Source organism: Microcoleus sp. D3_18_C4, assembly GCF_036702355.1.
Classification (GTDB): domain Bacteria; phylum Cyanobacteriota; class Cyanobacteriia; order Cyanobacteriales; family Microcoleaceae; genus Microcoleus.
The window spans coordinates 12,841-37,458 of the sequence record NZ_JAUBTF010000002.1 but is presented as its reverse complement, the minus strand read 5'-3'; the positions used below and the strand labels follow the sequence as shown (position 1 = coordinate 37,458).

The 24,618-nt window shown below is 44.3% G+C and carries 22 protein-coding genes; 11 read left to right on the top strand and 11 right to left on the bottom strand.

Annotated elements, in window-relative coordinates:
* Positions 1–91: 91 nt before the first annotated feature.
* The 5 genes from QUA90_RS01105 (at position 92) to QUA90_RS01085 (ending at position 5,745) form a co-directional block, all read left to right on the top strand.
* Positions 92–1,093 carry a cytochrome c oxidase subunit II gene (locus tag QUA90_RS01105; RefSeq protein ID WP_333443415.1) on the top strand — a complete coding sequence of 334 codons (1,002 nt, stop codon included), beginning with the start codon at positions 92–94 and terminating at the stop codon, positions 1,091–1,093.
* Between the two features lie 78 nt (positions 1,094–1,171).
* Entirely contained in the window at positions 1,172–2,983 is a 1,812-nt protein-coding gene (gene ctaD / locus QUA90_RS01100; protein ID WP_333443413.1) for a cytochrome c oxidase subunit I, read from the top strand.
* A 290-nt stretch (positions 2,984–3,273) separates the two neighbouring features.
* The gene (locus QUA90_RS01095; protein WP_333085785.1) at positions 3,274–3,897 is read left to right on the top strand and encodes a heme-copper oxidase subunit III; all 624 of its coding nucleotides are present in this window, start codon (positions 3,274–3,276) and stop codon (positions 3,895–3,897) included.
* Positions 3,898–3,972: 75 nt separating this feature from the next.
* Complete coding sequence (locus QUA90_RS01090) at positions 3,973–4,341, top strand: HNH endonuclease (RefSeq protein WP_333443411.1); 369 nt, start codon at positions 3,973–3,975, stop codon at positions 4,339–4,341.
* A 171-nt stretch (positions 4,342–4,512) separates the two neighbouring features.
* Positions 4,513–5,745 carry a hypothetical protein gene (locus QUA90_RS01085; protein WP_333443409.1) on the top strand — a complete coding sequence of 411 codons (1,233 nt, stop codon included), beginning with the start codon at positions 4,513–4,515 and terminating at the stop codon, positions 5,743–5,745.
* A 14-nt stretch (positions 5,746–5,759) separates the two neighbouring features.
* On the opposite strand, the gene QUA90_RS01080 is transcribed toward QUA90_RS01085, so the two are convergent.
* The 4 genes from QUA90_RS01080 to QUA90_RS01065 all read right to left on the bottom strand — a co-directional run bounded on the left by QUA90_RS01080 (position 5,760) and on the right by QUA90_RS01065 (position 8,634).
* Positions 5,760–6,059 (bottom strand): (2Fe-2S) ferredoxin domain-containing protein, encoded by a 300-nt coding sequence (locus tag QUA90_RS01080; RefSeq protein WP_333330230.1) that lies wholly within the window; start codon positions 6,057–6,059, stop codon positions 5,760–5,762.
* A 123-nt stretch (positions 6,060–6,182) separates the two neighbouring features.
* Complete coding sequence (locus QUA90_RS01075; protein WP_333330233.1) at positions 6,183–7,157, bottom strand: cysteine synthase A; 975 nt, start codon at positions 7,155–7,157, stop codon at positions 6,183–6,185.
* Between the two features lie 65 nt (positions 7,158–7,222).
* Complete coding sequence (locus QUA90_RS01070) at positions 7,223–7,804, bottom strand: Uma2 family endonuclease (protein ID WP_333443407.1); 582 nt, start codon at positions 7,802–7,804, stop codon at positions 7,223–7,225.
* A gap of 191 nt (positions 7,805–7,995) precedes the next feature.
* On the bottom strand, positions 7,996–8,634 hold the full coding sequence (locus tag QUA90_RS01065) for a peroxiredoxin (protein ID WP_333033773.1): 639 nt from the start codon (positions 8,632–8,634) through the stop codon (positions 7,996–7,998).
* Between the two features lie 160 nt (positions 8,635–8,794).
* Between QUA90_RS01065 and QUA90_RS01060 the strand changes: the two genes are divergently transcribed.
* The 4 genes from QUA90_RS01060 (at position 8,795) to QUA90_RS01045 (ending at position 11,576) form a co-directional block, all read left to right on the top strand.
* Positions 8,795–9,070 (top strand): hypothetical protein, encoded by a 276-nt coding sequence (locus QUA90_RS01060; protein ID WP_333330239.1) that lies wholly within the window; start codon positions 8,795–8,797, stop codon positions 9,068–9,070.
* A 95-nt stretch (positions 9,071–9,165) separates the two neighbouring features.
* Positions 9,166–9,525, top strand: coding sequence for a cupin domain-containing protein (locus QUA90_RS01055; RefSeq protein ID WP_333443405.1), 360 nt, complete (start codon positions 9,166–9,168; stop codon positions 9,523–9,525).
* Between the two features lie 549 nt (positions 9,526–10,074).
* Positions 10,075–10,956, top strand: a complete 882-nt coding sequence (locus QUA90_RS01050; protein ID WP_333443403.1) for a ChaN family lipoprotein — start codon at positions 10,075–10,077, stop codon at positions 10,954–10,956.
* A gap of 38 nt (positions 10,957–10,994) precedes the next feature.
* Complete coding sequence (locus QUA90_RS01045; RefSeq protein ID WP_333443401.1) at positions 10,995–11,576, top strand: NAD(P)H-dependent oxidoreductase; 582 nt, start codon at positions 10,995–10,997, stop codon at positions 11,574–11,576.
* Positions 11,577–12,084: 508 nt separating this feature from the next.
* On the opposite strand, the gene QUA90_RS01040 is transcribed toward QUA90_RS01045, so the two are convergent.
* Together QUA90_RS01040 and QUA90_RS01035 are read right to left on the bottom strand one after the other, a co-directional pair.
* The gene (locus QUA90_RS01040; protein WP_333443399.1) at positions 12,085–12,918 is read right to left on the bottom strand and encodes an inositol monophosphatase family protein; all 834 of its coding nucleotides are present in this window, start codon (positions 12,916–12,918) and stop codon (positions 12,085–12,087) included.
* Between the two features lie 124 nt (positions 12,919–13,042).
* Entirely contained in the window at positions 13,043–14,476 is a 1,434-nt protein-coding gene (locus QUA90_RS01035) for a BCD family MFS transporter (protein WP_333443397.1), read from the bottom strand.
* 143 nt (positions 14,477–14,619) lie between these two features.
* Between QUA90_RS01035 and QUA90_RS01030 the strand changes: the two genes are divergently transcribed.
* Complete coding sequence (locus tag QUA90_RS01030) at positions 14,620–15,564, top strand: aldo/keto reductase (protein ID WP_333443587.1); 945 nt, start codon at positions 14,620–14,622, stop codon at positions 15,562–15,564.
* A gap of 62 nt (positions 15,565–15,626) precedes the next feature.
* Here QUA90_RS01030 and QUA90_RS01025 read toward each other — a convergent pair whose 3' ends face one another.
* Positions 15,627–15,776 (bottom strand): hypothetical protein, encoded by a 150-nt coding sequence (locus QUA90_RS01025; protein WP_333443395.1) that lies wholly within the window; start codon positions 15,774–15,776, stop codon positions 15,627–15,629.
* A 2-nt stretch (positions 15,777–15,778) separates the two neighbouring features.
* Between QUA90_RS01025 and QUA90_RS01020 the strand changes: the two genes are divergently transcribed.
* Positions 15,779–16,294 (top strand): isoprenylcysteine carboxylmethyltransferase family protein, encoded by a 516-nt coding sequence (locus QUA90_RS01020; RefSeq protein WP_333443393.1) that lies wholly within the window; start codon positions 15,779–15,781, stop codon positions 16,292–16,294.
* A gap of 53 nt (positions 16,295–16,347) precedes the next feature.
* On the opposite strand, the gene QUA90_RS01015 is transcribed toward QUA90_RS01020, so the two are convergent.
* From QUA90_RS01015 to QUA90_RS01000, 4 genes are all read right to left on the bottom strand, one after another.
* A complete protein-coding gene (locus QUA90_RS01015) occupies positions 16,348–19,248 on the bottom strand; it encodes a tetratricopeptide repeat protein (protein WP_333443391.1) in 2,901 nt (966 codons plus the stop codon).
* Positions 19,249–19,844: 596 nt separating this feature from the next.
* On the bottom strand, positions 19,845–20,834 hold the full coding sequence (locus tag QUA90_RS01010; protein WP_333384396.1) for a tetratricopeptide repeat protein: 990 nt from the start codon (positions 20,832–20,834) through the stop codon (positions 19,845–19,847).
* Between the two features lie 346 nt (positions 20,835–21,180).
* Positions 21,181–22,785 carry a protein kinase domain-containing protein gene (locus tag QUA90_RS01005; RefSeq protein WP_333443389.1) on the bottom strand — a complete coding sequence of 535 codons (1,605 nt, stop codon included), beginning with the start codon at positions 22,783–22,785 and terminating at the stop codon, positions 21,181–21,183.
* Positions 22,782–24,395 (bottom strand): NB-ARC domain-containing protein, encoded by a 1,614-nt coding sequence (locus QUA90_RS01000; RefSeq protein ID WP_333326347.1) that lies wholly within the window; start codon positions 24,393–24,395, stop codon positions 22,782–22,784. The genes QUA90_RS01005 and QUA90_RS01000 overlap by 4 nt, the downstream gene beginning before the upstream one ends.
* Positions 24,396–24,618 lie beyond the last annotated feature (223 nt).

Sequence of the window (24,618 nt, the reverse complement as noted above, 5' to 3'; positions counted from 1 at the left end):
TAAAAATACCATTTACAATTAAAAATTGATAACCCAGAGGCGCTTCCTTCATTTTTCAAGCGAAGAAGTGTCGCTATTAAGAAGTACCAGCGTGAACATTCCAAGTTCCATCCTCACCATGCTCGCCGGCATCGGAGTGACTCTGATCAGTCTCTGGTACGGGCAGAATCACGGTTTGATGCCGATCGCCGCCTCTGACGAAGCATCCGACATAGACGCACTTTTCAATACAATGATGACCATTTCCACTGGACTATTTATCATGGTCCAAGGAATTCTCATCGTTGCTGCAATTAAATATCGTCGCCGTCAAGGAGACAACACAGACGGGCCGCCTTGGCATGACAACTTTCCCTTAGAAATTCTTTGGACAGCCGTGCCGGCAGTGATTATTTTAGGAATCGGAGTCTACAGTTTTGAGATTTACAACTCAATGGGAGGCCTCGATCCGATGGGCAATCACGACCACGGAACCATGCAAGCGCACTCTAAAATGCGGGGAAGTGCGATCGCAGCCACACTCTCAGATACACCCCAAAACGCCCCTCAAATTCCGTCTCCAAAACTCTATGCTTTAGGCGTAGGCGCTTCCCCCGAAAATGAAGACAAACCAGCAGACTTAGTTGTAAATGTCACAGGTTTGCAGTACGCCTGGATTTTTAGCTATCCAGAAAGCGGCGTTAGTTCTGGCGAACTGCATATGCCACTCAACCGCGACGTACAGCTAAATATCTCAGCTCAAGACGTGCTGCACGCATTTTGGCTGCCGGAATTTCGCCTCAAACAAGATGCAATTCCCGGCCGACCGAGCGAACTGAGATTTACACCAACTAAAACCGGCGAATACCGGGTTGTTTGTGCTGAATTGTGCGGCGCTTATCACGGAGCGATGAAAGCTGTAGCAGTCGTTCACACGCCAGAAGAATTCGACGGTTGGCTGCAAAGCCAGCAAGTTGCTAGCAGTCAAAACTTAGAGCAAGCAGTTGCAGTCAATCCTGGGGAATTGTCAGACGGTGAATTTTTGGCTCCCTACGTCAGGGAAATAAAAATTAACTCCGAAACCCTCGAACAACTTCACCCAACTCATCACTAAAAATAGTCATTAGTTCCTGGCACTGGGTTTTTTATCCTTAGCTAATAACTAATGACTAATAACTAATGACTAATAACTATGACACAAGCACAGTTCCAAGAAAGTGCCAACACTGAGGCTCGCGGAACAGCGCCCGCCGATAGACATTGGCGCGACTACTTCACTTTTAATACCGACCACAAAGTCATCGGTATTCAATACCTGGTAACAACATTTATTTTCTATCTAATCGGCGGCGTGATGGCAACTTTGGTGCGAACCGAACTCGCCACCCCCGACGCCGATTTTGTCACCCCCGAACTCTACAACAGTTTATTTACTGTTCACGCGACGGTGATGATCTTCCTGTGGATCGTACCCGCCGGAGCCGGATTTGCTAACTTTTTGATCCCCTTAATGATTGGGGCAAAAGACATGGCATTTCCCAGGCTGAATGCGATCGCCTTTTGGCTAATTCCGGTAGGCGGTGTGTTGCTGTTGAGCAGTTTTTTGGTGGGAGCCCCACAAGCGGGTTGGACTTCCTATCCGCCTTTGAGCTTAGTTACTGCTCAAGCGGGGGAAGAAATTTGGATTCTCAGCGTTTTGATTCTGGGAACTTCTTCGATTTTGGGGGCGGTGAATTTTGCCGTTACCATCTTTACCATGCGGGTTCCGAGCATGGGTCTCAATGATATGCCTTTGTTTTGCTGGGCGATGATTGCGACTTCAGCGCTGACTTTGATTGCTACTCCAGTGTTAGCCGCAGCTTTGATTTTGCTGTCGTTTGACTTGTTAGCGGGGACGGCATTTTTTAACCCGACCGGCAACGGCGATCCGATCGTCTACCAGCATTTATTCTGGTTTTATTCGCACCCGGCAGTTTACATTATGATTATGCCCTTTTTTGGGGTGATTTCAGAAGTTTTGCCGGTGCATTCGCGCAAGCCAATTTTTGGTTATTTGGCGATCGCATATTCGAGTCTCGCTATCAGCTTTTTGGGCTTGATCGTGTGGGCGCACCATATGTTTACCAGCGGCACTCCCGGCTGGCTGCGGATGTTTTTTATGATCACTACTATGATCATCGCCGTACCAACTGGGATTAAAATATTTAGCTGGTTGGCGACTATTTGGGGAGGCAAACTCCGGCTTGTCAGCGCCATGCTATTTGGGATGGGTTTTATCTCAACATTTGTCCTCGGTGGCATCACCGGGATCATGGTAGCTTCCGTACCTTTCGACATTCACGTTCACGACACTTATTTTGTCGTCGCTCACCTACACTACGTGCTGTTTGGCGGCTCAGTGTTTGGCATTTACGCTGCTTTTTACCACTGGTTCCCCAAAATGACGGGGCGGATGATTAATGAATTTTGGGGTAGAGTTCACTTTGTTTTAACCTATGTGGGCTTTACTGTAACTTTCCTGCCGATGCACGCTTTGGGGATGCAAGGAATGCCCCGACGGGTGGCAATGTACGACCCGAAATTTACCACAATTAATGTCATTTGTACTGTCGGTGCTTATATGCTGGCAGTGTCTACAATCCCGTTTATCATTAATGTGATTTGGAGCTGGAGGTACGGCCCGAAAGCAGGTGACAATCCTTGGCAAGCTTTGAGTTTGGAATGGATGACGACTTCCCCACCTCCGATAGAAAATTTTGAAGGAGTGCCGGTATTGGCAACGGGGCCCTACGATTACGGCATGGAAAAAATTCAGAATACAGGGGAACGTCTCAGGCTCAAGTTGAGGGAAAATGCGACCCGCAACGCCCAGAAACAGAAACAGGGTATTCCTATTGCGGAGGCTCAAGCTTCAACTTTCTTTGGCGGTACTGCAACTTTGGTCGCTCCTGAATCAGAGGTAAATGTTGATTCTCCTGCTGATGAAAGTCAAGATGGCGAATAGTTATTAGTCATCAGTCATCAGTTATTAATGTCAACAAACACGTCTAACGTAGTACGGATCTGCTATCTGACGATTAAGCTCTCGATCCCCCCTAGCCCCCCTTAAGAAGGGGGGAACCGGACACACTCTTTCTTCCCCCTTCTTAAGGGGGATTGAGGGGGATCGAGACTCCGCTATGAACGAGAGATACAAAGATTTTCAGGCAATTGTTGGCACTAATGTCCTCTTCCCTCTTCCTTCTTCCCTCTTCCCTCTTCCTTCAAAATCCCATTACCAACTAGCAATTTATTATGCAAATTCCCGCGATCGATCCGACAAAAACAGCCCTAAATTACCACCACGAGGGCGAAGTAGAAGCACACGGTGTCGAGCATCCCGACCACCGAATGTTAGGTGTAATTGTGTTCCTGTGCGCTGAAGGCATGATATTTTTCGGTATGTTTGCGGCGTATTTGATTTATCGGGCGATGGCTCCCGCGTGGCCTCCTGAAGGTACGCCCGATCGCGAGTTATTGCTGCCGGGAATCAATACGGTAATTCTGATTGCTAGCAGTTTCGTGATTCACAATGCGGATACTGCAATCAAAAAGAATGATGCCACCGGAATGCGAAATTGGTTGCTCGTAACTATTGCTATGGGCGCAGTTTTCTTGGCAGGTCAGGTTTACGAATACACTCATTTAGAGTTTGGCTTGACGACGAATTTGTATGCCAGTTGCTTTTACGTTTTGACTGCTTTCCACGGCTTGCACGTTACGTTTGGAGTGCTGCTGATGGCGGGGGTGGTGTGGCGATCGCGCGCGCAAGGTCACTATTCTAGCGAGCACCACTTTGGAATCGAAGCGACTGAGATTTACTGGCACTTTGTGGATGTGATTTGGATTGTGTTGTTTCTGTTACTGTATATTTTGTGATCCCAGAGGCTTTTCGACCTCTGCCACAAGATATTTGTATGACCCCCAATTGGGGGTTTTTTTATTATTTGGAGAGTGCGCTCGCCTTTCATTCACCTCCTCACAGCCGATCGCGCTAAACTAAAAGTAGCAATTCTCTTATCCAGCAGCATTGAGAAAATTATGCAGTGCGAATTGTGCGATCGACAAATGGAAGCATTAACCGCCCATCACCTTATCCCCAAACAAAACACCAAGCGGAAAAACGAAGATCCAAGCCCGACAATAGACATTTGCTCCGCTTGTCACCGCCAGATTCACTCTCTATTTGACAACAAACACCTCGCCCAAGATCTCAACACCGTGGAAAAGCTCAAAAATGACCCTGAACTCCAGAAATTTCTCTCTTGGATTAAGAAACAAAAAACCGACAAACGCATTCAAGTACGCGGCAAAAAAGCTTGAGCGCAGGGTCAGAAATTAGGTATATACTCCTGGACGCAGTTACTGTCTGAAGCCCGGTTTCTTCATTAATTTTTCGTTCCCTAAGCCAAAATTTTACATAGAAACCCGGTTTGTTTGCGTAAATCCTAGTATAGTGATTTACTTATTGGTAACAAGCTGCCAACACTTATCATGAACCTCACCTCCCTCGAACTTGCCAAAGACCGAGCGCGCATCTACAAAAACTACCTCCAAATGGAAATAGATGCCAAAGCTAACATAAACAAACTAGCCTTTTTAGACCGCGGTATTGAAAAATCTCCTTACCAACAACACATTAAAAACTATCCAGATTATCTCAAACAGAAACCCGACGGCTTAAAAGTAATTAGCTCTATTCCCGGCCCCAATAATCCCCTCAAACTTACCCCCTTTCCCAGCCTAGGAGAACTACCTCAAATTAACTCTCAAGCTTTAAATTTTCTCCACGAAGACCTCAAAGAAGCCTGCGTTTGCATTGGTACTTTTGTAGACGGCAAAATTCAAGCGCAGTGGCTGGGAAAAAACGCACTTACCAATGCTGAGCAGTGGAGTGCCACTAAAATTATCGCACTTCTTAATATCGTCAGTCAAATAAATAGCAAATATCCCGACTGCGACATAGACAACTGCGTTGTTAGAGATGGAAACGGGCTAAAACACGATTTTTACTTTTACGATGTAGCCAAAGACATGATTAACTATGCCTCCAATATCGGAAGTTCAAACTCCTTAGCTGCGATGTTCAAACGCTTCGATACTCGCATAGGACTAGAGCAATGGCTGAAGAGCGCTACTGGCAATAATGACCTAATTTTTCGCGGCGATTACGGCGAAAATCCTTATCTCACCAACCCAAAAATATTCGATCTCACCAAAAAACAAGTGCTTTTAAGTGCTGCAGTAAACAGCACCAAACAAAAAAATTCTGTATCTGCTTATGACTTAACCAGGCTGATTTCCATGTTAGGATGGCACTTCCATATCGAACAGCGATCGCGCATGAAAGCATCTCAATGGAACAGCCTAGAAAGCATTGTCAGAGCAATGGGACACGACAGCGCTCGATATGTGGACGTAGCAATTAAAACTTTGGGGATGGATAGCCTTATCACTTCTCCAGTAATTATCTCAAAATTGGGTTACGGACTGAGCTCGATCAGGGAAACCCTAGAAACAGTTTATGTGGCTTTAGTGCGGTTTGTTGACGAGCGGCCGAAAGCGGCGGGAAAGCCGGCAAAACTCAGAACTTTAGCGATGACTTTGCGGGCAGAAAAAGCTGTAGGCGGTTCCAGCAATGTCGATCGCTTGGCGATCGAACTCGACGCCAGATTTTGCGCCGAAGTCACCGAGATTCTCCGCCGGTTGTTTGCCGAAGAATTTTAACGGCGGGCGATCGACTAATGAGAAAGTCGGTGAAACTTGCGGTAAAGCATCTTCTCTACCGGCTTTCCTCCCCGCAAATGTTGCTCAGTTATTGCCGCAACTTCTTCAGGGCAAACGCCATTGTACCAAACCTCTTCTGGCAGCACCAACACCATCGGCCCGTTGCCGCACTGCCCCAAACAACTGCTAGCAACAACTTCAACTTCTGAGGGCGACAATTTCTGAAAAGCTGCCAGTACCTTTGCTGAATTTTGCTTGCGACAAGTGCGGTTTTGACAAACAAGAACTTGCCTAGAAGATTCTGTGATTTTCATGTTTTTTTACTTGACAATCTGCTACATATATGGTATTTTTTTATCATGGGAATAGGTGCGGCCATATATGCCCAGATTTGATATATGCCCAAATTTTAAGGTGCGCCGCAACGCACCCTACGATTAATCTGGTGACAAACCTTTGGAAGCCAACCATTGTCGATCGAACAAACGCGACTGATACCGAGCCCCGCCGTCGCAGAGTACCGTAACAATCGTATGTCCAGGCCCAATTTGCTTCGCCAAAGCCACAGCCGCCCCCACATTAATCCCCACAGAACCCCCCATAAACAGCCCTTCTTTCCTCAGCAGTTGGTAAATCACCCGAACAGCTTCAGTATCGTTAATTTGAATCGCGTCGTCTACCGGGGCATTCTCCATATTTGCAGTCACGCGGGTGGTGCCAATTCCCTCAGTAATCGAACTACCTTCAGTCTTAATTTCCCCAGTTTTGAAATAACTGTAAAGTCCGCTGCCCATCGGGTCTGCCAAGACAATTCTCACAGCAGGATTTTTTTCTTTCAAAAACATTCCTACGCCAGCAAAAGTGCCGCCGGTACCAGTAGCTGTTACCCAAGCATCAATTTTCCCGTTGGTTTGTTCCCAAATTTCCGGGCCAGTTGTCTCGTAATGAGCTCGGCGATTGGCTAAATTGTCAAACTGATTTGCCCAGACAGCATTCTCCATTTCTGCAGCCACTCTTCCCGACAATTTGACATAATTATTCGGGTCTTTATAAGGAACAGCGGGAACAGTCCGAACTTCAGCGCCCAAGGTTTTCAAAGCATCGATTTTTTCTTGAGATTGGTTATCGGGAATCACAATTAAACATTTGTAACCTTTAGCGTTGCAAATGTGTGCCAAACCGATGCCAGTATTGCCGGCAGTGCCTTCAACAACGGTGCCGCCCGGTTTTAGCAAGCCTTTTTCTTCTGCATCTTTGATGATGTATAAAGCGGCCCTATCTTTAACGGAACCGCCGGGATTGAGAAACTCTGCTTTGCCGAGAATTTCGCAGCCAGTTTCATCGCTGAAGCTGTTTAAGCGAATTAGTGGTGTGTTGCCGATTGTGCCTACAAAGCCGTTTTTAATATCCATATTTTTGGCGTGTGTGTATCCTATAATTAATTTTTACAAGAAGTTGATATTTATTGCTACCACTTTTACCAAATCTTGCTCATATTGAGTATGAATCCCGGCAAAACGGGGTCGCCGCTGACTGTAGCCGGATTCTCCAAACATTCTTCTGGCAAACCAGGACGGTAAATATAAACTCTGCAATTTTTGCGGTCAATTAACCAGCCTAACTGCACTCCGGGTTCTCTCATATATTCTTGCATTTTTTCTTGCAATGGCTTGAGATTGTCAGAAGCAGACCTCAGTTCTACTACAAAATCCGGGCAAATCGGGGCAAACTTTTGCTTTTGTTCTGGTGACAAAGCATTCCACCGTTCCAGTTTAATCCACGAGGCATCTGGAGACTTGTCACCCATTGCAAGCTTAAATCCTGTACTGGAGTCAAAACAGATACCAGTTCCATCTTGCCCGGCCCAAATATACAACTCTCCAAAGACGCTACCGCTGCGATTTCCCGTCTCCGAACCAGTAGGGGGCATAATTAGCAATTCTCCGGATTTGTTGCGTTCAATTCGTAACTCACTATTGATTTGACAGAACTCGAAAAACTCGTCGTCTGTCATTTGCAATTTGGGCGGGATTCGCAACACAATTGTTGATGACAGCATTTTGCCTTTCCTCAAATCTAAAGCGTTTACACAAGATTGCACAATTTATTTGTTTGTAGTGAGGACTAAAATACTCATTAGGATTAAGGATTAAAGTCCTGACTACAAACGATTTTTAGGCGCGAATTATAGAGGTAAGGTTCGCTAGACGCACCCTAAATATTTAGGTTGTGCGTCCAGGAATGTTAAACCTATTTATTCGGCTGAGGAGTCATCCGCAAATAAGGCTTAATCGGCGTATAACCTTTGGGAAATTTCTCTGCCAATTCTGCGGGGTCGGTAATCGAAGGTACGATTACGCAATCGTCGCCGTCTTTCCAATCAACTGGAGTCGCAACGCTGTATTTGTCGGTAAGTTGCAGGGAATCAATTACTCGCAAAATTTCATTAAAATTGCGACCCGTGCTCGCCGGATAAGTAATGCTTAAACGCAATTTCTTTTCCGGGTCAATCACAAAAACTGTGCGGATTGTTAAGTTGTTCAGCGAGTTGGGATGGATCATGTCGTAAATGTCGGAGACTTTACGATCGCCATCTGCTAAAATCGGATAATTGAGGGTGACATTTTGAGTTTCCTCAATATCTTTAATCCAGCCCATGTGAGAATCCACATCATCGACGCTGAGGGCAATGGTTTTGACGCCCCGCTTTTCAAATTCAGACTTTAGACGGGCCACTGCACCGAGTTCTGTGGTGCAAACTGGAGTATAGTCTTTCGGGTGAGAAAACAACACGACCCAGCTATCCCCAGCCCAGTCGTAGAAATTGATTTCGCCTTCAGACGAAGCTTGGGTAAAGTTGGGAACTGTATCGCCTAATCGCAGAGTCATAACTGATTTCCTCTAATTTTATTTAAGGACTGTTCCTTATCATGCCATAATTGCCCGGTTTCTCGATCGAGCTGTAAAGGATTCTAAACTTTTTGGTCGATCGATCGGCAATTCCACTACTGTAATGTATGTGTGGCTTATACCGCTAAATTTTCTTGCTATGGTTTACTTTCTGCTGAAGGCAATACAGCCTATTTTAGTCCCGCTGTGTTTTGTCTCCGCCTGGGGCTTAGTTTTTTTGCTTTTTTTGAGTGTCGGGCGTACTGTCGCCGACTCCCTGCGTCGAGCTCAGCGGATGCACCAAATCCCTTGTGCTAACTGCGTATTTTTCACCGGCGACTACCACCTCAAGTGTCCCGTTCAGCCTACAATAGCTTTATCTGAAGATGCGATCGACTGTCCTGATTATCGATCGCATTCAGGAACTTACGGTTAAAAAATCCGGCCACCGCTTTACATATTTCTTAACATCTCTGGCTCTTTCAATTAAACTTAAGTTGTGGTAAAGAGATTTTCCGGAGTGTCGAAAGAATGCTAATTCAAAAGCTAAATGACTGCGACGAGTTTATTGCTGGCGACGGTACTCAACTGCGAGAATTGCTGCATCCAGACAAACAAGCTGTGGATTTGCGTTACAGTTTAGCCCATGCCACTTTGCCAGCGGGACAAACTTCTGCGCTACACTCCCTGACAACTTCTGAAGTTTACTACATCCTCAGTGGCGTTGGAGAAATGCACATCGACGACGAAAATCAATTCGTGGAAGCCGGAGATGCAGTTTACATTCCCCCAAACGCCAAGCAGTTTATTTACAACTGTGGTATGGAGCCACTAATATTTATTTGTATTGTCGATCCCGCGTGGAGAAAGGAAGACGAGACAATCCTGTAATTTTCTAGTTTTTATCCTTTTATGCTCGTTACCCGGCTCTGCCCGGTAACGCATATCTAGAGGCTCTGCCTCTACTGAAAAAAACATCACAACCCGAAAATCTCTTTTAACAACAACAGCACCCAGCCATATGTACCGAGTGATTTCCTCTTTTTTCAACTTCGATGTGGAGTTGCAATAATCCGAGGATTCAGTTGCATTGCTCCCCTCTAATTAGTTGAGGAAGTGTCAGCTTTGTTGGTGGGTGCTGCTATTGGTTTTTAATGAGACAGATGTGAGATTAAACAGCGTTTTTACTCCTTAGATTCTATTGTGAACTTCGCTGTGGTATCTAGATGTTGTATCTGTCAGAGAAGCTTTTTGTTCGCTTCATATTATTAATTTAGCACCTTCTTCTAGAAGTGCAAGTACCTGCAACTAAACTTTACATTTTTAGAAGTAAGGGCGGAGAATTATGAAGTTAAATTAAGCATTGAGGTTTCTAACTGCTCAGCTAAAATAGTAGAGTTCGGCTGTGCTTGCTGCTGCGAGAAACGGCATAATATTTGTATGAAAACAACCAAACTCATCAAACTGTGCGCCTTATCGATCGGCATCTTCCTGCTGTGTAGCAGTGTAGTGACAGCGCAAACTACGGCGAACCCTCAACCTGGGCCAACTTACACTAACCAAGAGATTCTGCAACAGTTGGTGAAGGCAAAAGTCGTGTATCTGGGAGAAACCCACGATAGCGTGGAAGACCACCAAGCTCAACTAAAGATTATCCGAGAAATGCAGCGGCAAAATCGGAAAATAGCGATCGCGATGGAAATGTTTCAGCGTCCCTTTCAAAGTGCGATCGACAACTACTTAGCAGGTAAACTGACTGAACAGCAATTAGTCGAGCAAACAGAGTACGATCGCAGATGGCGCTTTCCCTGGGAATCTTACGCCCCCATTTTGCGGTTTGCCAAAGAAAATCAACTACCTGTCCTCGCCTTAAATACACCCTCCGAAGTAACGAGAAAAGTTGCCAGTCAAGGTTTAGAAAGCCTCACTGCCGAGGAAAAAAAGCACATTCCCCCAATATCAGAAATTCGCACCGACAACCCCGAATACCGGCAACTGCTGCTAGAAGTTTTCCAGCAACACCAAAAGGCAGGACAGGGAAATAGTACGGCTTTTGAAAGATTTTTGCAAGCCCAAGTTTTGTGGGACGAAACTATGGCAGAAAAAATCGCTGAATTTGTCAAAGCAAACCCCGACTATCAAGTTGTGGTGTTGGCGGGTAAAGGACACATTATTTACGGTTACGGCATTCCCAGTCGCGTCGAGAGGCGTTTGGGAGTCGGGAATGTAAAAGTGCGATCGGTTTTACTCAATTCCAATGACAATCCTGTTTTGTCGGCAGATAGACCCATTGCTGACTTTGTTTGGAATCACTCGGAATAGTACAATTATACGCGGAAGCAATAATCAGGAAAAAATCAATGACAAACAGACCAAAAATACTTGCATTTGCCGGAAGTACCCGCGAAGCATCCTATAACAAACTGCTGGTAAAAGTTGCGGCGGCTGGGGCTACGGCGGCGGGTGCAGAAGTTACTTATGTAGATTTGCGCGATTTGCCGATGCCACTATTTGACGAAGATTTGGAAGCCAAAGAGGGAATGCCAGAAAATGCCCGCAAATTTAAGGAATTGATGGTAGCGCATGACGGGTTTTTGATAGCTTCCCCTGAGTATAACAGTTCAATTACGCCTGTGTTGAAAAATGCGATCGATTGGGTATCGCGCCCAGCACCGGGTGAACCGGGATTGGTGGCATTTACTGGCAAAGTAGCGGTAATTATGAGTGCTTCCCCAGGGGGAATGGGGGGTTTGCGGGGATTAGTGCATTTGCGATCTATCCTGGGGAATATTAACGTATTGGTGCTCCCGGATCAGAAAGCAATTCCCCAAGCTTTTGAAGCATTTAATGCTGACGGTACGATGAAAGATCCCAAACAGCAGGACGCTGTTGAAAATCTCGGTGCTAAGTTGTCTAATGTGCTGTCGAAATTAATCGCCTGAAGCAATAAATTCATTTTGCAGTAGGGACACAGCAATGTTGTGTCCCAATCCCCGCATCTGTTATTTCGCTGGCTGCATCAAGTGCGATCGCCAACCGCAGACTTTTCCGAGTTTCTTCCAAAGTTTATTCTTGTATCTTCCCACAGGCTAACTCTTCGACATAGCCAATATACCACTCATCTACTTTTCCCCACACCGCAGTAAATCTATTTACTCTTGTGCCTCTACTTGAAAAAGGGTATAATTTTATTTCTCAGATATAATAGCGAGTTTAAAACTTACCACAAATTATACGAAACCGCATCACCCGATCGACGTAAAATAAAACCACCCGATCGCAGATTGGCAGAAATAGACAAGGGTAGGCATACTTAAACCATCGGTCATCGGTCGGTATATTTCTTCCAAACAGCACGGCAGGCGTGGGAGACTCCTCCGTCACGCCTGCCCTGCAGTTTTATTTAATAATTCTTCGATTTCCTACAGGATAGCTTCGCTCGCGCGTAAATTACCCCATTTTTTTCTTCTTCCAAGCCTCCACAAACGGCAAAAACACCGACACCAACTCCTGCCGATTCACCACCAAAGTCGGATAAGAAACTCTCCCGTAATTCTTCCCCACTTCCAGCGGAAAAATCCCCTGGGATTCCAGCGGCAGCCAAACCGCACCAGCAGCCTTCACAATTACCCAACTCCCCGCAATATCCCAAATTTTGGGAGTCGCTTCCACCCCTCCCATAGCCACACCCGAAGCCACAGTCAAAAAATTGTAACTAGCCATACCCAACATCCGAACTTTACTCGGAAGATGAGGCCCCATTCCCACACTCCGGGAACACAAATTAAAAATATGATTCCCGCTCATCTTATCAGCACTCGGACAAATCGGTCGATTGTTCAAAAACGCACCTTGAGGCATATTTGCCAATACGTTGTCGCCCGCCAAATCCCCTGCATAAAAACCGTGAAAAGATTGATTCACCGGTGGCAAATGCACGCAGCCAAAAACCGGAGTTCCGCGATACAATAAACCCAAAGAAATCCCCCAAATCGGAATTCCCCTAGCAAAATTAGTCGTAGCATCCAGAGGATCGACAACCCAGCACCATTCAGTATCTGGGAAAACGTGTTCTCCTTCCTCGCTCAAAATTCCGTGACTGGGAAAAGTAGATGCGATCGCACTTCTAATCTCCGCATCCGCCCAATTGTCAGACTGCGTAACCAAACTCCCATCATCCTTCTCATCTGCTTGTGCAGAACCGAAATCTTTCAAAAACTGCTCGCCGACTGTCTGGACAGTAGTCTGAGAAAAAGTTAAAATTGAATTCCAAAAATTAGTCATTAGTTATTGGTTATTGGTTCCTGATTCGTTATTCGTTATTCGTTATTGCAATAACAACTGACAACTAACAACTGCCAACTGCCAACTGACAACTGACAACTGCCAAGTGCCAACTGACAAAACATCAGTCTAATTCATTTTCAAGAATAGTGGCGATCGCACTTTTAGCATTATCCTGAAACTCCCGAACATCCACCCTACCCAACAACCAAACAGCCAGAATCATACCCGCCGCCGGCACCGCAAACACCAACCCGTAAGCCAACATCGGCACCCCAAACAAACTTCTGCCCAAATCCAAAATAGCACCGCCACTAATCGTCGCCACACCTCGCGCCATCGCCTGCGACAAACCCCAAGCGCCAATAAAAGTCCCAGCAGTTTCTGCAGCAGTCAAATCCAACATCAAACTCAGCGCACCAGTCGTCGTAATACCTGAAGCAAAACCAAAAAACATTAAAGCCGACTTAAACACAATTGGATTACCAGTAAATCCAGATAAAATAATTAAACCAAAACAAGCCGCCACCGACAAACAGCCCAACCTAATCGTATTTTGCTTGCCAATGCGCGGCACAATTAAAAAACCAGTGGCGCTCAAACCGATCAGAGTACCAGTACCATAAATAGCATTCAACCGAGTAGTTTCCGAAATCGGCATCTTAAAAATTTCCCCGCCGTAAGGTTCCAAAACCGCATCCTGCATAAACAAGCAAATTGTCATAATCAGCAGGAAAGTAAAAAACAAACCGGTTTGGCGGCTAGCAGTCAAAATCCGCAGCGCACTTCCCAGAGTAATTTTATCTTCTCGATTCACTGCGGACGATCGCGCCCCGTAGCGCGAATACTTTTTCTCAACCCCAAAAGTGGCAATCCCCACCAACAGCAAAACCAGCGCCGGCACCTTCACAAACAAACCATTAATCGAAGCCTGCAAAACTTCTCGCGGCACATCCCCATCAATTTGCTTCAGCAAACCGCTGCTAACAATCGCCCCGATAATAATACCAACCATCAGCATCGACCACACCACACCCACCAACTTCGATCGATCCTCCTCATCCGAAACATCTACCAACAAAGCCGCAAAAGGAGTCGAACTCGAACAAATAGCAATACCGTAAAGTGCAAAAATCCAACCCAACAAACCCACCCAACCGTAAGTAGGAGTAGTCCACCCCACAGCCTCCAAACTGCTGCCCAAGCGCCACATCACCTGTACCGCCAAAAAAGCAGAAATCACAAACAAAACGCTTCCTACCCACACATAACCCGTGCGGTGATGGCCAAACAAAGGCTTAGCATCAGACATTTGCCCAAACCACACCCTAGCCGGCGCGACAAACTGGTGCATCGCCAGGGTACCCGCCACCACAGTAGCCGGAATCGCCAACTCTTTAATCATGACGCGATTGAGCACCCCCAGCGTCAAAATCGACATCATGCCCAATCCCATCTGAAACAAACCCAACCGGAACATAGTCGCGAGGGTAACTCTTTTGATAGCAGGAGTCGCGGAATCTGTTAATCTAGAATCTGGCAAACGGTCGATCGACATAACTATTCAAATAAACACAGCATGACTCATTTATAGTAACTGAGATACCCGCCACCAGCCGCCATTCCTCCCCAGGCTAGAAGCTCGATCACGACTATTTATAGAAAAATAATAGAGAATAAAGAATTGTGGATTTACCAACCGTGACAACCATTACCCTAGGACAAAATGGCCCAGCCGTCATTCCCCTGTGCGTCGGAACTTGGGCTTGGGGCGACAAACTATTTTGGAACTACGGCAGCAACTACGGCGCCGCCGAAGTCGAAGCAGCATTCAAAACATCCCTAGACAGCGGAGTCAACTTTTTCGACACAGCCGAAGTCTACGGTAACGGCTTGTCAGAAGAATTGCTGGGGCAGTTTCTCAAAAAAACCACCCAACCCGTGCAAATAGCCACAAAATTCGGTCCCGTACCTTGGCGGATTACAGGAAAATCAGTTTCCGACGCTTTGAGTGCCAGCTTAAAACGCTTGCAAGTAGAACAAATAGCCCTCTACCAAGTGCACTGGCCCTTCACTTTTTTACTGAGTCAAGAAACCCTAATGAACGCCTTAGCCGAGGAAGTCAAACAAGGCAGAATTCAAGCAGTAGGAGTCAGCAACTATTCAGTAGAACAGATGCGGCAAGCCCACAAAATACTAGCAGCCAGAGGCGTTCCCCTAGCAACAAATCAAGTCCGCTACTCATTGCTGTCGCGGCAAGTAGAAAAACAAGGAATTGTGAGTGCAGCCCGCGAATTGGGCGTCACAATTTTAGCGTACAGCCCCTTAGCCCAAGGATTGCTCACCGACAAATACACAGCCCAAGAACAACCTACAGGAGCCCGCAAAATGGACTCCCGCTTCAGTAAAGGCGGCATCGAAAAAATCGAATTAGTCATGTCCACCCTGCGGAAAATGGGCCGAAAGCGCGATCGCACGCCCGCCCAAGTTGCCCTAAACTGGTTGATATGCCAAAACGGAGTCATCCCCATTCCCGGCGCCAAAACAGCCAAACAAGCCCAAGAAAATGCAGGCGCGTTAGGCTGGAATTTGAGCCAAGATGAAGTCAATCAATTAGAATTAATGACACGTCCTTGGCGAGAATAAATTTGTTAATTGTTGACTGTTGACTGTTGACTGTAGGTTGTTTTTACTTCTGTCTACCCAACCTACAGTTGACTTCCTTCTTCCCTCTCCCCTCTTCCCTCCTTCCTTCTTCCCTCTCCCCTCTTCCCTCCTTCCTTCTTCCCTCCTTCCTTCTTCCTGACATCCGTTACATCCGTTACAGAATCCGTTGCCGAACTTCCTTCTTCCTTCAATTATGAAAATCTTAACTGACTGGGGCTTCACGCGCGAAGGCTGGCGCAACAACAGCCGCGGCGAATATTTAGTTTTGCTTCAAGGAGGATTGCTCACAGCATTTGTAATCTTACCAGTTTATCAACTGCCAGGATTAAAAATTCAATCAACCCCCTTACTTTATATTATCTGGTTTATGGCCAGTATTCTCGGCTTAACCGGATTAATTTTCATCATCAAAGGATTGATAGACTTAGGAAAAAACCTCACACCTTTACCATATCCCAGAGAAGATGGAGAATTAGTCCAAACAGGCATTTACGGAATAGTGCGGCATCCATTATACAGCGGCTTAATTTTAGCAGCCCTCGGCTGGACACTTTTTCAAATGAGCATATCCCACTTAATAGCCAGCGCACTATTAATAATACTTTTTGAGATCAAAGCCAACCGAGAAGAAACCTGGTTAACCAAAAAATATCCCGACTATTCAGAGTACCGCCAGCGAGTAAAAAAACTAATTCCCGGAATTTATTAAAAGTTCGATCTAAAAACCTCGCTGTCAACAGTCAACAGTCAACTGTCAACTATCTAAAGACCATTACCAATTAGAATAAACGGTGCCCAGTAGTATGGATGACTCAAACGAGCAGCCACTGACTGTCTCAAATTACTGCGGGTTCTAGCTAGGATTGATAAATTTGCCGATCGACCGAACACCGAATCATCACCTGTAATTAAGGCAATTTGCGCTTTTTGCAAAGCTTCTGCCTTCTTATTTCCCGACAGCAACGCCGTATAAAAAGCAATCATCAATGCTTGAGTACCGCCATCATGTACTTTCCATAAAGAAGCGATCGCAGCTTTTGCTCCTGTTTCCTGTATCTGGTAGCCAAAACCTAAAATTTCTTCTCCATTACCTAGTTTACCACCTATCCCCGTCTCGCAAGCACTCAATACTACCAAGTCTACATTTAGTAGGTTTAAAGTTTGAATATCGGGCAGGGTAATTACAGCCCCATCACCTAGCAAAATAAACGAATCTTCTGGTTGTCCGGTAACAAACATAGCATGAGTTGCCAAATGAATAATGTTATAATCTGGCAAGCGGGGAATCATTGTGGCACGATTGAATTCCCGATCTATTAATTTTGTAGTTCCTGGCATCATCGCAGCTAAATTTTCTACTTCCAGCCCCGCAAATGGCAAACCAGACAAACCAAATCGAGTAGACCCCCGTTCAATATTATAACGACCCGCAGCAAAAGCACCAGCTAAAATGCGAGGTTGAGAAGCCGTTTCTACATTGAATTTTGTGAGGCTCGTAGCAGTAATATTATTAATGGCAAACCGCTGCCCCAACCATTGTTTACCATCATATAAAGCTGCTAGAGGAATGTAGCGCAACTGTCCGTCAGGAGCATAAATAATGCTTTTAGCTTGTGCTTCAGTCAGATCGTCTTCTAGGGGTTTGATTAACCAATTATAAAGTTTCTTAGCTGGGATTGTGGCATCGGATGTGGGATCTTCCAAAGCCATGCGAAATTCCACAATTGCTTGATTGAGTTCTTGTTTTTTAACTGCTACAGTACGTCGGAATGGGGGAGAGTCAGCAGTTGTTATTACCAATTCTAAACGGTCTTCTAAAATTAAAGGCTGAATCAATACGGCTTTTTTTTCTAACCGCTGCAATAGGTCTCCCCGTATGGTATTGAGTTGAGCTAGATTCACAGTTTGTACTCTAGCATTAGGGCTGAGTAGTCGGACAATAGCAACAATTTCAGCGGAGTTAATAAATTCATTGAATGTGCCGCGCATTTCCTGCTGCATTTGCCTGAGATTGGCGATTTCTTGTTGCTGTTGGGAGGTGCGGTTAGCTACGGGAATTTTTTCTAATTCAGCAAGCTTTCTGCCTAGTTGAATTTCTCTATTTAAAATTTCCTTGTGCCTGTTGCGAATTTGCTGTTCTTGAGGAGTTAAGGGAATGCCTTGTGCCGTTTGTTCGTTTCCCCGAACGGAACGGAGATAATCTTCTATTTCTTGAATTTTGAGTAAATCGAGGACTTGTTGTGCTTCTAAAACTCGGTCTTGTTGCAGTAATAAATCGGCGAGACGGCGGTAGGTATCGGCGACAGTTGTTGTATAAGAGCGCTGTTGTTCGGCGGGGAGAGAGCGTAATTGGGTGCGAATTGATTCGGTAATGTTGACAGATTCTTTATAGAAAATTATGGCTAATTCTGGTTGATTTTGTTTGGAGATTACGTCAGCAATGTTACTGAGAGTAATTCTTTCTCCAGGGCGATCGCCTAATTCTTTACTAATTGCTAAAGATTCCTGATATAATTGCAAAGCCTGGGAATATTGACCAATTCTTTGATGAACTGTACCTAAACTATCCAAAGTATCACCTAGATCCTTACGATTGCCAAGCTTTTGGAAAATTGACAATGATTGTTTGAGGACATCTATGGCTTGAGAATACTGACCTAACTGCTGGTAAACTACGCCTAAATTGTTAAGGGTCTTTCCAAATCCTGTAATATCGCCAATATCTTTCCTAATAATTAAAGCTTGCTGATAAGAGTTTAAGGCTTCAGTATACTGACCCATTTTATCATAAACAAAACCAATGTTATGAAGAGTTGTTCCCATGCCTCGTTTATTATTTGTTGCTTGATAAGTAGCTAAAGCTTGTTGATATAAGTTTAGTGCTTCCGAGTATTGACCCAGTTCGCTATAGGTTGAACCAGTTCGATCGAGAATATGAGCTTTATAAGTAGGATTATTTAAATTTTCAAATATCGCTAACGCTTGCTGATAAAACTCTAAAGCACGAACATACTCTCCCAAATTTCCGTAAATTATTCCAAGACTGGCTAAGGCACTTCCTTCACCAGCTCGCTCTCTCTCTTCTCTACTAATAGTAAGAGCTTTTTGATAGAACTCTAAAGCACGATAATAATCCCCCATTTCTTGATAAACAGCACCAAGATGATTGAGAGTGTTACCAACTCCTGCTCGATCGTTAAACTCTTGACGAATAGCGAGAGCTTGCTGCAATACTTCTAACGCTGGTTGGTATTCGCTTAATAATCGATATACGTCTCCAAGATTGTGGAGAGTCGCTGCTTCCCCAGTACGATCGCCTAAATTTCGACGCACTTCTAATGCTTTTTGATAAAACTCTACTGCTTGATGATACTGATTGAGATAGTGGTAAACAACGCCTATTTTGTGAAGAACTTCCCCCTCACCTGGGCGATCGCCGATTTTTATCCTAATCTCCAAAACTTGTTGGTAGGTTTCCAGTGCTTTTTGTAGCTCCCCGCTATTTAATTGCTCGTTCCCCTGTTGAAACAGTCTATCTGCTTCAGTTTTAGTATTTTGGGCATTTTGTGCTTGTTCTGGCACTTCCAGCGCTAAAGCATTCGATCTTTGTAACAGGGGGGAGCCGAGCAAAAGCAGGTAGCAAAAAATAAAAGTTGATATCAAAGATAATTCCCTCACTTTTAGCTAGCCCCAAACAAGTTTACCTCAATAGGTCATTTGCCTTAAGAACAAGAAATTCCGGCGTTGCTTAATCAGGGTATGAAAAATATAAGTTTAAAATCCAGAAGCTTTGTGGATACTGGTTTCTATGACTTGCATATTTAGCCTTTCATACCGTAAATCAGCAACGCCGAAATTCCTAACCTGTACTATCGGCTATATTACCTCGAGTGGGTCGTCTGACACTAGGAGGCGGTGTGATCGGTGGTGTCCTCGGAGTGCTATGTTCGGGGTCTATATTATCTGGTGTGACACTAAGTAGGTGTGCAGAATTAATTACACAATATTTCTACTGAAACCCTTGCCTAGCAAGGAGTCTTTATGTAATTAATTTTGTGTGGTTACTTAGGAGGCGGTGTGATCGGTGGTTTGTCATTAGCGGGATGTTTTTTACGAGAATCACTAACATTTAAAGCAGGTTGTTCATTTAAAGCAGGTTTTTCCTTACTCATTTTCGTTCTTGCCTCTCACCTCATGATTTCCAATTTCATACTCCCTCTAAAAACTGTTCTCCGGAAAAAATCAAAATTTTCTCTAAATTAACTCCCCAATCCTCCGGCAAAGCGTTGCGGTTTTGCCAAACTTGCCTTGAGTTTGGCAATCTGCGTTTCAATTTCCTTGACTCTTGGCGTATTTCCTAAAGCTTTGTGACTGTTTATGGCTTGCGTCAACCAGCGAAGTGCTTCTTGCTTTTCGCCGATCGCCCCGTACAACTCCCCCAAAGCCTCCTCTAACTGCGCTTGCTCCCCGATGTCTTTGGCTGCACTAGCTAATTCCTGTGCTTTTAGATAATTGCTCTCTGCCAGCAATGTCACCCCTTCTTCCCAGAATAAATCGCCGAGCTTGCGATAGGCAATAGCTTCTTGAAAACCCGTTGCTACCAATGCTTCCAATGTCTCGATCGCCTCAGATTTCAAATCGGAACCGATGTAAAAATAAGCACGTTGCAAAGCTTTGGTTTTCTCGGCAATTTTTTGACTGTTAATTTGCTCGATCGCCCCTTTCACCAGTTGCTTTTGGGTCGTTGGTAGCATTCGGAAGCTGCGATCGGGCAGTTTTTCCTCGTCCGATGTCCTGCCGTTCTCAGCTTTTACCACCAGTAAATACACAAATCCCGGTTCCAGTTGTGGTGTTCCCGGATACACTACTTCATTTCCATTAACTTTTGTTTCCCAAATTGCCCGATCGCCCTTCACTAAACTAACAGTATAATTATTAACACCGGGAACTTTATTCCAACGCAATTTCGGTCGATCGTTCAGCAATAAAGTGCGCCGAGGACTGATAATATAAGGAATTAAGACATCCAGAGGCCCGCGAGGATCGGCAGTATAATCGTCACAGTCGATCGCTAGCATTTCTTGTTGAGAGAGATCGGAAACTTGGGGAGTCAATCTATTAATTACAGGATAAACCTTTGAGGCTGTTGCGATCGAAATTAAAGGTGTTAGCCCAAAAATAACAAAGTAAGTAAATGTTTTGCTTTTGAGACTGATTAGTGTCAACTTGGATGGAGGATTATTTTTCATTACCTAAATTATCTATAACAGGAGTTACAGCACATTCCACATTTATCAAGTACATCCCGGAGCGATATATCCCTATAGGGACTTAGGCAGTGCCTTTCGTCGTGTTAACTCGATCGGGAATATCGATCGGGCCTCAAATACGGCCTGGGGTTTAAACTCCTGGCTAATAGCCAAAGTCCTCTAAAAGAGGACTGGTATAAAATCCGGGTTTGATATTTCATTTATTTGTCATTGTTGGCGCCCGCTTCACAATCGAATAGACTGTGAAAGTGTTTATTAGTCCTCTTTTAGAGGACTTGTGCTTTGAGGCAGGGGTTTAAACCCCTGCCGGACTATCGGGGATACGCTATAACTGTAAATTTTCAAAATTTTTGCTAAATTCTTGCAGCACCCATCTCTGTTCTTCAGGAAATTCAGAGGACAAATTATTATAGCATTTTTTCCAATTAAATCGAGATTTTTGTTGATTTCCTTGACGTTCTAAAAGAACAGCTTCCAGACAGTAAGCAACAGAGCGATCGCTAGAAATATTAATCGCTTTCTTCAGATTATTGTTAGCCTCTTCATATCGCCCTAACTCCAACTGCGCCCAACCTAAATTTTTGTAGACGGCATACTTAATTTTGTCATCTTTAGCAAGTGGCAAAGCTTTTTCTAACAGCGGTAGAGCTTTTGCATATTGTTTGTCTAAAATTTCTAACCGTGCCAAATTATTCAAAGCTTGATTAAATCCAGCATTTACAGCAATTTGATAGGCAGCGCGAGCCTTTCCATACTCGTGTTTGTCTTCATAAAGCACGCCTAAATTATAGTTAGTCTTGCCGTAATTAGGTTGAAATAAGAGAGCGGTTTTATAATATAACTCCGCAGTATTTAAACGTTTGTCTTTGTAAGTTAAAAAACCTTCTTTGTTAAGATAAAATACTATTTGGGGTGATAGCGTCCACAAACCGCCTAGGAAAAATAAGCTACCTAGAGCTAGTTTACTTACCCAGTTAAAATTTAGCCACTCCTTGATAGGATGCGTTTTACTGGGTTCTATCGAATGATTAATTTCTGGCACTGGTTGCGCCAAGCTCTCCAAGGGCGATCGCGAGTTTACCCCTGCCAAAATTTGCAATATTTCCTGGCAAGTTTGCGGTCGCTTTCCGGGAAAAATCGCCATCATTCGGTCGAGCGAATCTGCCAGATGCGGTGAAACTTGCGTTGCTTTATCTCGCCATATCAATTCACCATTGTCAGGATTTTTAGGTAAATCGATGGGCACTTTTCCTGTCAGTAAATAAACAAAAGTACGTCCTAGAGCAAAGAAATCAGATTGCGGTACTGCATGACCCTCTGCTTGTTCGCTGGGCGTATAACCAGCGGAAATAATCGCAGTTCCAGTATAATTTTCTTTTTGCTGTCGCAGGTAAGTTTCTGTTACTTCTCGCACCGCACCAAAATCTACTAATACCAAGTCTCCATCGGGTTTTAACATGATATTGGACGGTTTAATATCTCGGTGAAAATACTGCTGGTCGTGCAGTAAATTGAGAATTTTTGTTAGTTGAGTTAACCACTCAATGGCTGTTTCTGTAGTTATTGGTTGATTAGCTCTTGCTAACATCCACTCTTGTAAATTTTGGCCTGGTATTTTCTCCATTACCAGACATGGTAACGGTTTGCTACTACCTTCAGGCCAAGTAAAATAGCCGTCTGTTTCTACACGAGGAATGCCAGGATGCCTTTGGCTCATTAAGAACTCTGCTTCTCGCTGAAATAAAATGGTGGCTTTTTGCTTAATATCTGGGTTATTAAAGTTATCCAAATTCAAAACTTTTAATACTTTGATAATACCACCATCATCTACTTCAAAAATATCGCCAAAGCCACCGCCGCCAATGCGATCGATCACTTGATAGCGACCTTGAAGTAAAAACCCTGGATAAATTAAGCTACTTGAAGTCATCTTTCTGTTTCTCCCAGCAGTTTTAAAATATTTTTTTCAGCGTAGTTACCAGCTTGAGAAGGAGATTTACGCAATTTTAATAAAAGTTCTTCTAGCGGCTTTTGAAAAGGACTCCCCAGTGTCAAGTTCAAACGCTCTCTAATTATATTGAACATCGGGTTTTGCTGAGTAGTTTTAGCACCGTCTATTTCCGGGTTTTCATCTAAACCATGACTTCCGATTAAACCTAGGTGTTCGAGAGATTCCGCTTGCATTGCTTCTCGAAGATTTTGACATATTTGTTCAGCAAGTTTATGAGTAACATATTTCATCATCACAGGTTCGAGAGTGAATTTGGATTCAGCACTCGAAGGGGAAAGCTCTTTTTCGATTAAGGAACGTCTTACCAAGGATTCTAATACTGTTAGTAATTCTGAACTAGAAACGTCGGCTGATAATTTTGCTTTCAATTGGTTCAAGGAAATCGGCTGCTGTTCAATTACCAGCCAGTACATCACAGCTTTTCCTACATCTGATAACCGCTGAAAATGTTCGTTAAGTAGATTGCCAAAAATATCGCCAATAACTAAGGAGCTTTGAGCGATAAATTGACTAATATTGCCATTAAACAACTCTTGAATTGTGGTACCAGTAAATTTCAGTGCAGCAGGATGACCTCGGTATATTTGTATCAGTTCATCTAAGCCGTTTTCTGAGGCAGAAAACCCAATGGCCGCCAAAAGCATTTTTGCCTCTGTTTGTTTTAAGCCTTTAACTTGTAATGTACGCACAGGTAAGGTTTCGCCTGCTAAAGAGGATATCTCTACAGGTTTTTCTCGCGATAGGAGTAACAAGCAGCTTTGATGCCGCTCTTCTCCGATTCGCCGCAGTAGTTGACCGTACCCTTGATAACCGTCTCGGTAGTACCCAGCAATGTCTCCACTTCGCAAAATCATTTCCCAATCATCTAGGATTAGCAAACAACGGCGATCGCGCAAACTCTTGAGCAGGGAAGAAATTTGCTCGTCTACAGTGGTTGGAAGTTGCGTGTCTTGGGAACTGCTTGCAAATGAATTCAACTCAGTCAAGATTGTGAGTAAGGGAGGTGCATGGCGGAGACTGCGCCAAATTAGGTATTCAAAACCACCCTGAATTTGTTCTCCCAGTTTAGCAGTCAGAGCCGTTTTACCAATACCTCCCATACCCAACAGCGCCACCAAGCGACAGCGATCGTGGAGTATCCATTGACTGAGAGTGTTTAGTTCTAGACTGCGACCGAAAAAAAATGAGGCATCCGGCGCTTCACCCCAATCTTGGCATAAAGGAGTGCTTGTAACTGCAATTGGCTGTGCGACTGTCTCTGACTGCAAGAGCGATCGCCTTTCCAATGCCGCTTGAAAGTTTTTTTTACTGACCCTTTCCCCCAAAGCTTCAGAAAGCAGCTTCCATAACTTGGGGCCCACATCTTGCATCAGGTATTCGGCAGCATATCCGTAAGTCTCTGCAATCTTATGATACTCATGACCGTTCCAAGATCCTGTCAGAATTATTACTTCTATATCTTTTAAGTGTCTGTTTGTTTTGGTAAATACGGCTGTATCTGCGAGTTTCAGCGCTTCTTCAAAATTCATAAGGTTAAAAAATTTTAATTGGATCTTGAGTATAACCTGAAGTTTACTGAGGTTTACTTATTTAAACTCAGCTTGCCTCATTATTTTTATTTTTGTATTGAACTTTAACAACTTAGGTTATCTATATAGACCGTACAATAACAACTCGCTACTGTATAAATATCAGCTAAAACAAACGAGCTGAAGCCAAATCAATCATTTACAACACTTACCTTGAGTTAAA

What these genes read in the sequence shown, in the direction of transcription:
- QUA90_RS01080 (WP_333330230.1), bottom strand. Translation starts at nt 6,059, where the DNA reads ATGAAAATCACAGAATCTTCTAGGCAAGTTCTTGTTTGTCAAAACCGC.
- QUA90_RS01050 (WP_333443403.1), top strand. Translation starts at nt 10,075, where the DNA reads ATGAAAACAACCAAACTCATCAAACTGTGCGCCTTATCGATCGGCATC.
- QUA90_RS01045 (WP_333443401.1), top strand. Translation starts at nt 10,995, where the DNA reads ATGACAAACAGACCAAAAATACTTGCATTTGCCGGAAGTACCCGCGAA.
- QUA90_RS01075 (WP_333330233.1), bottom strand. Translation starts at nt 7,157, where the DNA reads ATGGATATTAAAAACGGCTTTGTAGGCACAATCGGCAACACACCACTA.
- QUA90_RS01020 (WP_333443393.1), top strand. Translation starts at nt 15,779, where the DNA reads ATGAAAATCTTAACTGACTGGGGCTTCACGCGCGAAGGCTGGCGCAAC.
- QUA90_RS01010 (WP_333384396.1), bottom strand. Translation starts at nt 20,834, where the DNA reads ATGAAAAATAATCCTCCATCCAAGTTGACACTAATCAGTCTCAAAAGC.
- QUA90_RS01005 (WP_333443389.1), bottom strand. Translation starts at nt 22,785, where the DNA reads ATGACTTCAAGTAGCTTAATTTATCCAGGGTTTTTACTTCAAGGTCGC.
- QUA90_RS01070 (WP_333443407.1), bottom strand. Translation starts at nt 7,804, where the DNA reads ATGCTGTCATCAACAATTGTGTTGCGAATCCCGCCCAAATTGCAAATG.
- QUA90_RS01095 (WP_333085785.1), top strand. Translation starts at nt 3,274, where the DNA reads ATGCAAATTCCCGCGATCGATCCGACAAAAACAGCCCTAAATTACCAC.
- QUA90_RS01000 (WP_333326347.1), bottom strand. Translation starts at nt 24,395, where the DNA reads ATGAATTTTGAAGAAGCGCTGAAACTCGCAGATACAGCCGTATTTACC.
- QUA90_RS01035 (WP_333443397.1), bottom strand. Translation starts at nt 14,476, where the DNA reads ATGTCGATCGACCGTTTGCCAGATTCTAGATTAACAGATTCCGCGACT.
- QUA90_RS01065 (WP_333033773.1), bottom strand. Translation starts at nt 8,634, where the DNA reads ATGACTCTGCGATTAGGCGATACAGTTCCCAACTTTACCCAAGCTTCG.
- QUA90_RS01040 (WP_333443399.1), bottom strand. Translation starts at nt 12,918, where the DNA reads ATGACTAATTTTTGGAATTCAATTTTAACTTTTTCTCAGACTACTGTC.
- QUA90_RS01085 (WP_333443409.1), top strand. Translation starts at nt 4,513, where the DNA reads ATGAACCTCACCTCCCTCGAACTTGCCAAAGACCGAGCGCGCATCTAC.
- ctaD (WP_333443413.1), top strand. Translation starts at nt 1,172, where the DNA reads ATGACACAAGCACAGTTCCAAGAAAGTGCCAACACTGAGGCTCGCGGA.
- QUA90_RS01055 (WP_333443405.1), top strand. Translation starts at nt 9,166, where the DNA reads ATGCTAATTCAAAAGCTAAATGACTGCGACGAGTTTATTGCTGGCGAC.
- QUA90_RS01060 (WP_333330239.1), top strand. Translation starts at nt 8,795, where the DNA reads ATGGTTTACTTTCTGCTGAAGGCAATACAGCCTATTTTAGTCCCGCTG.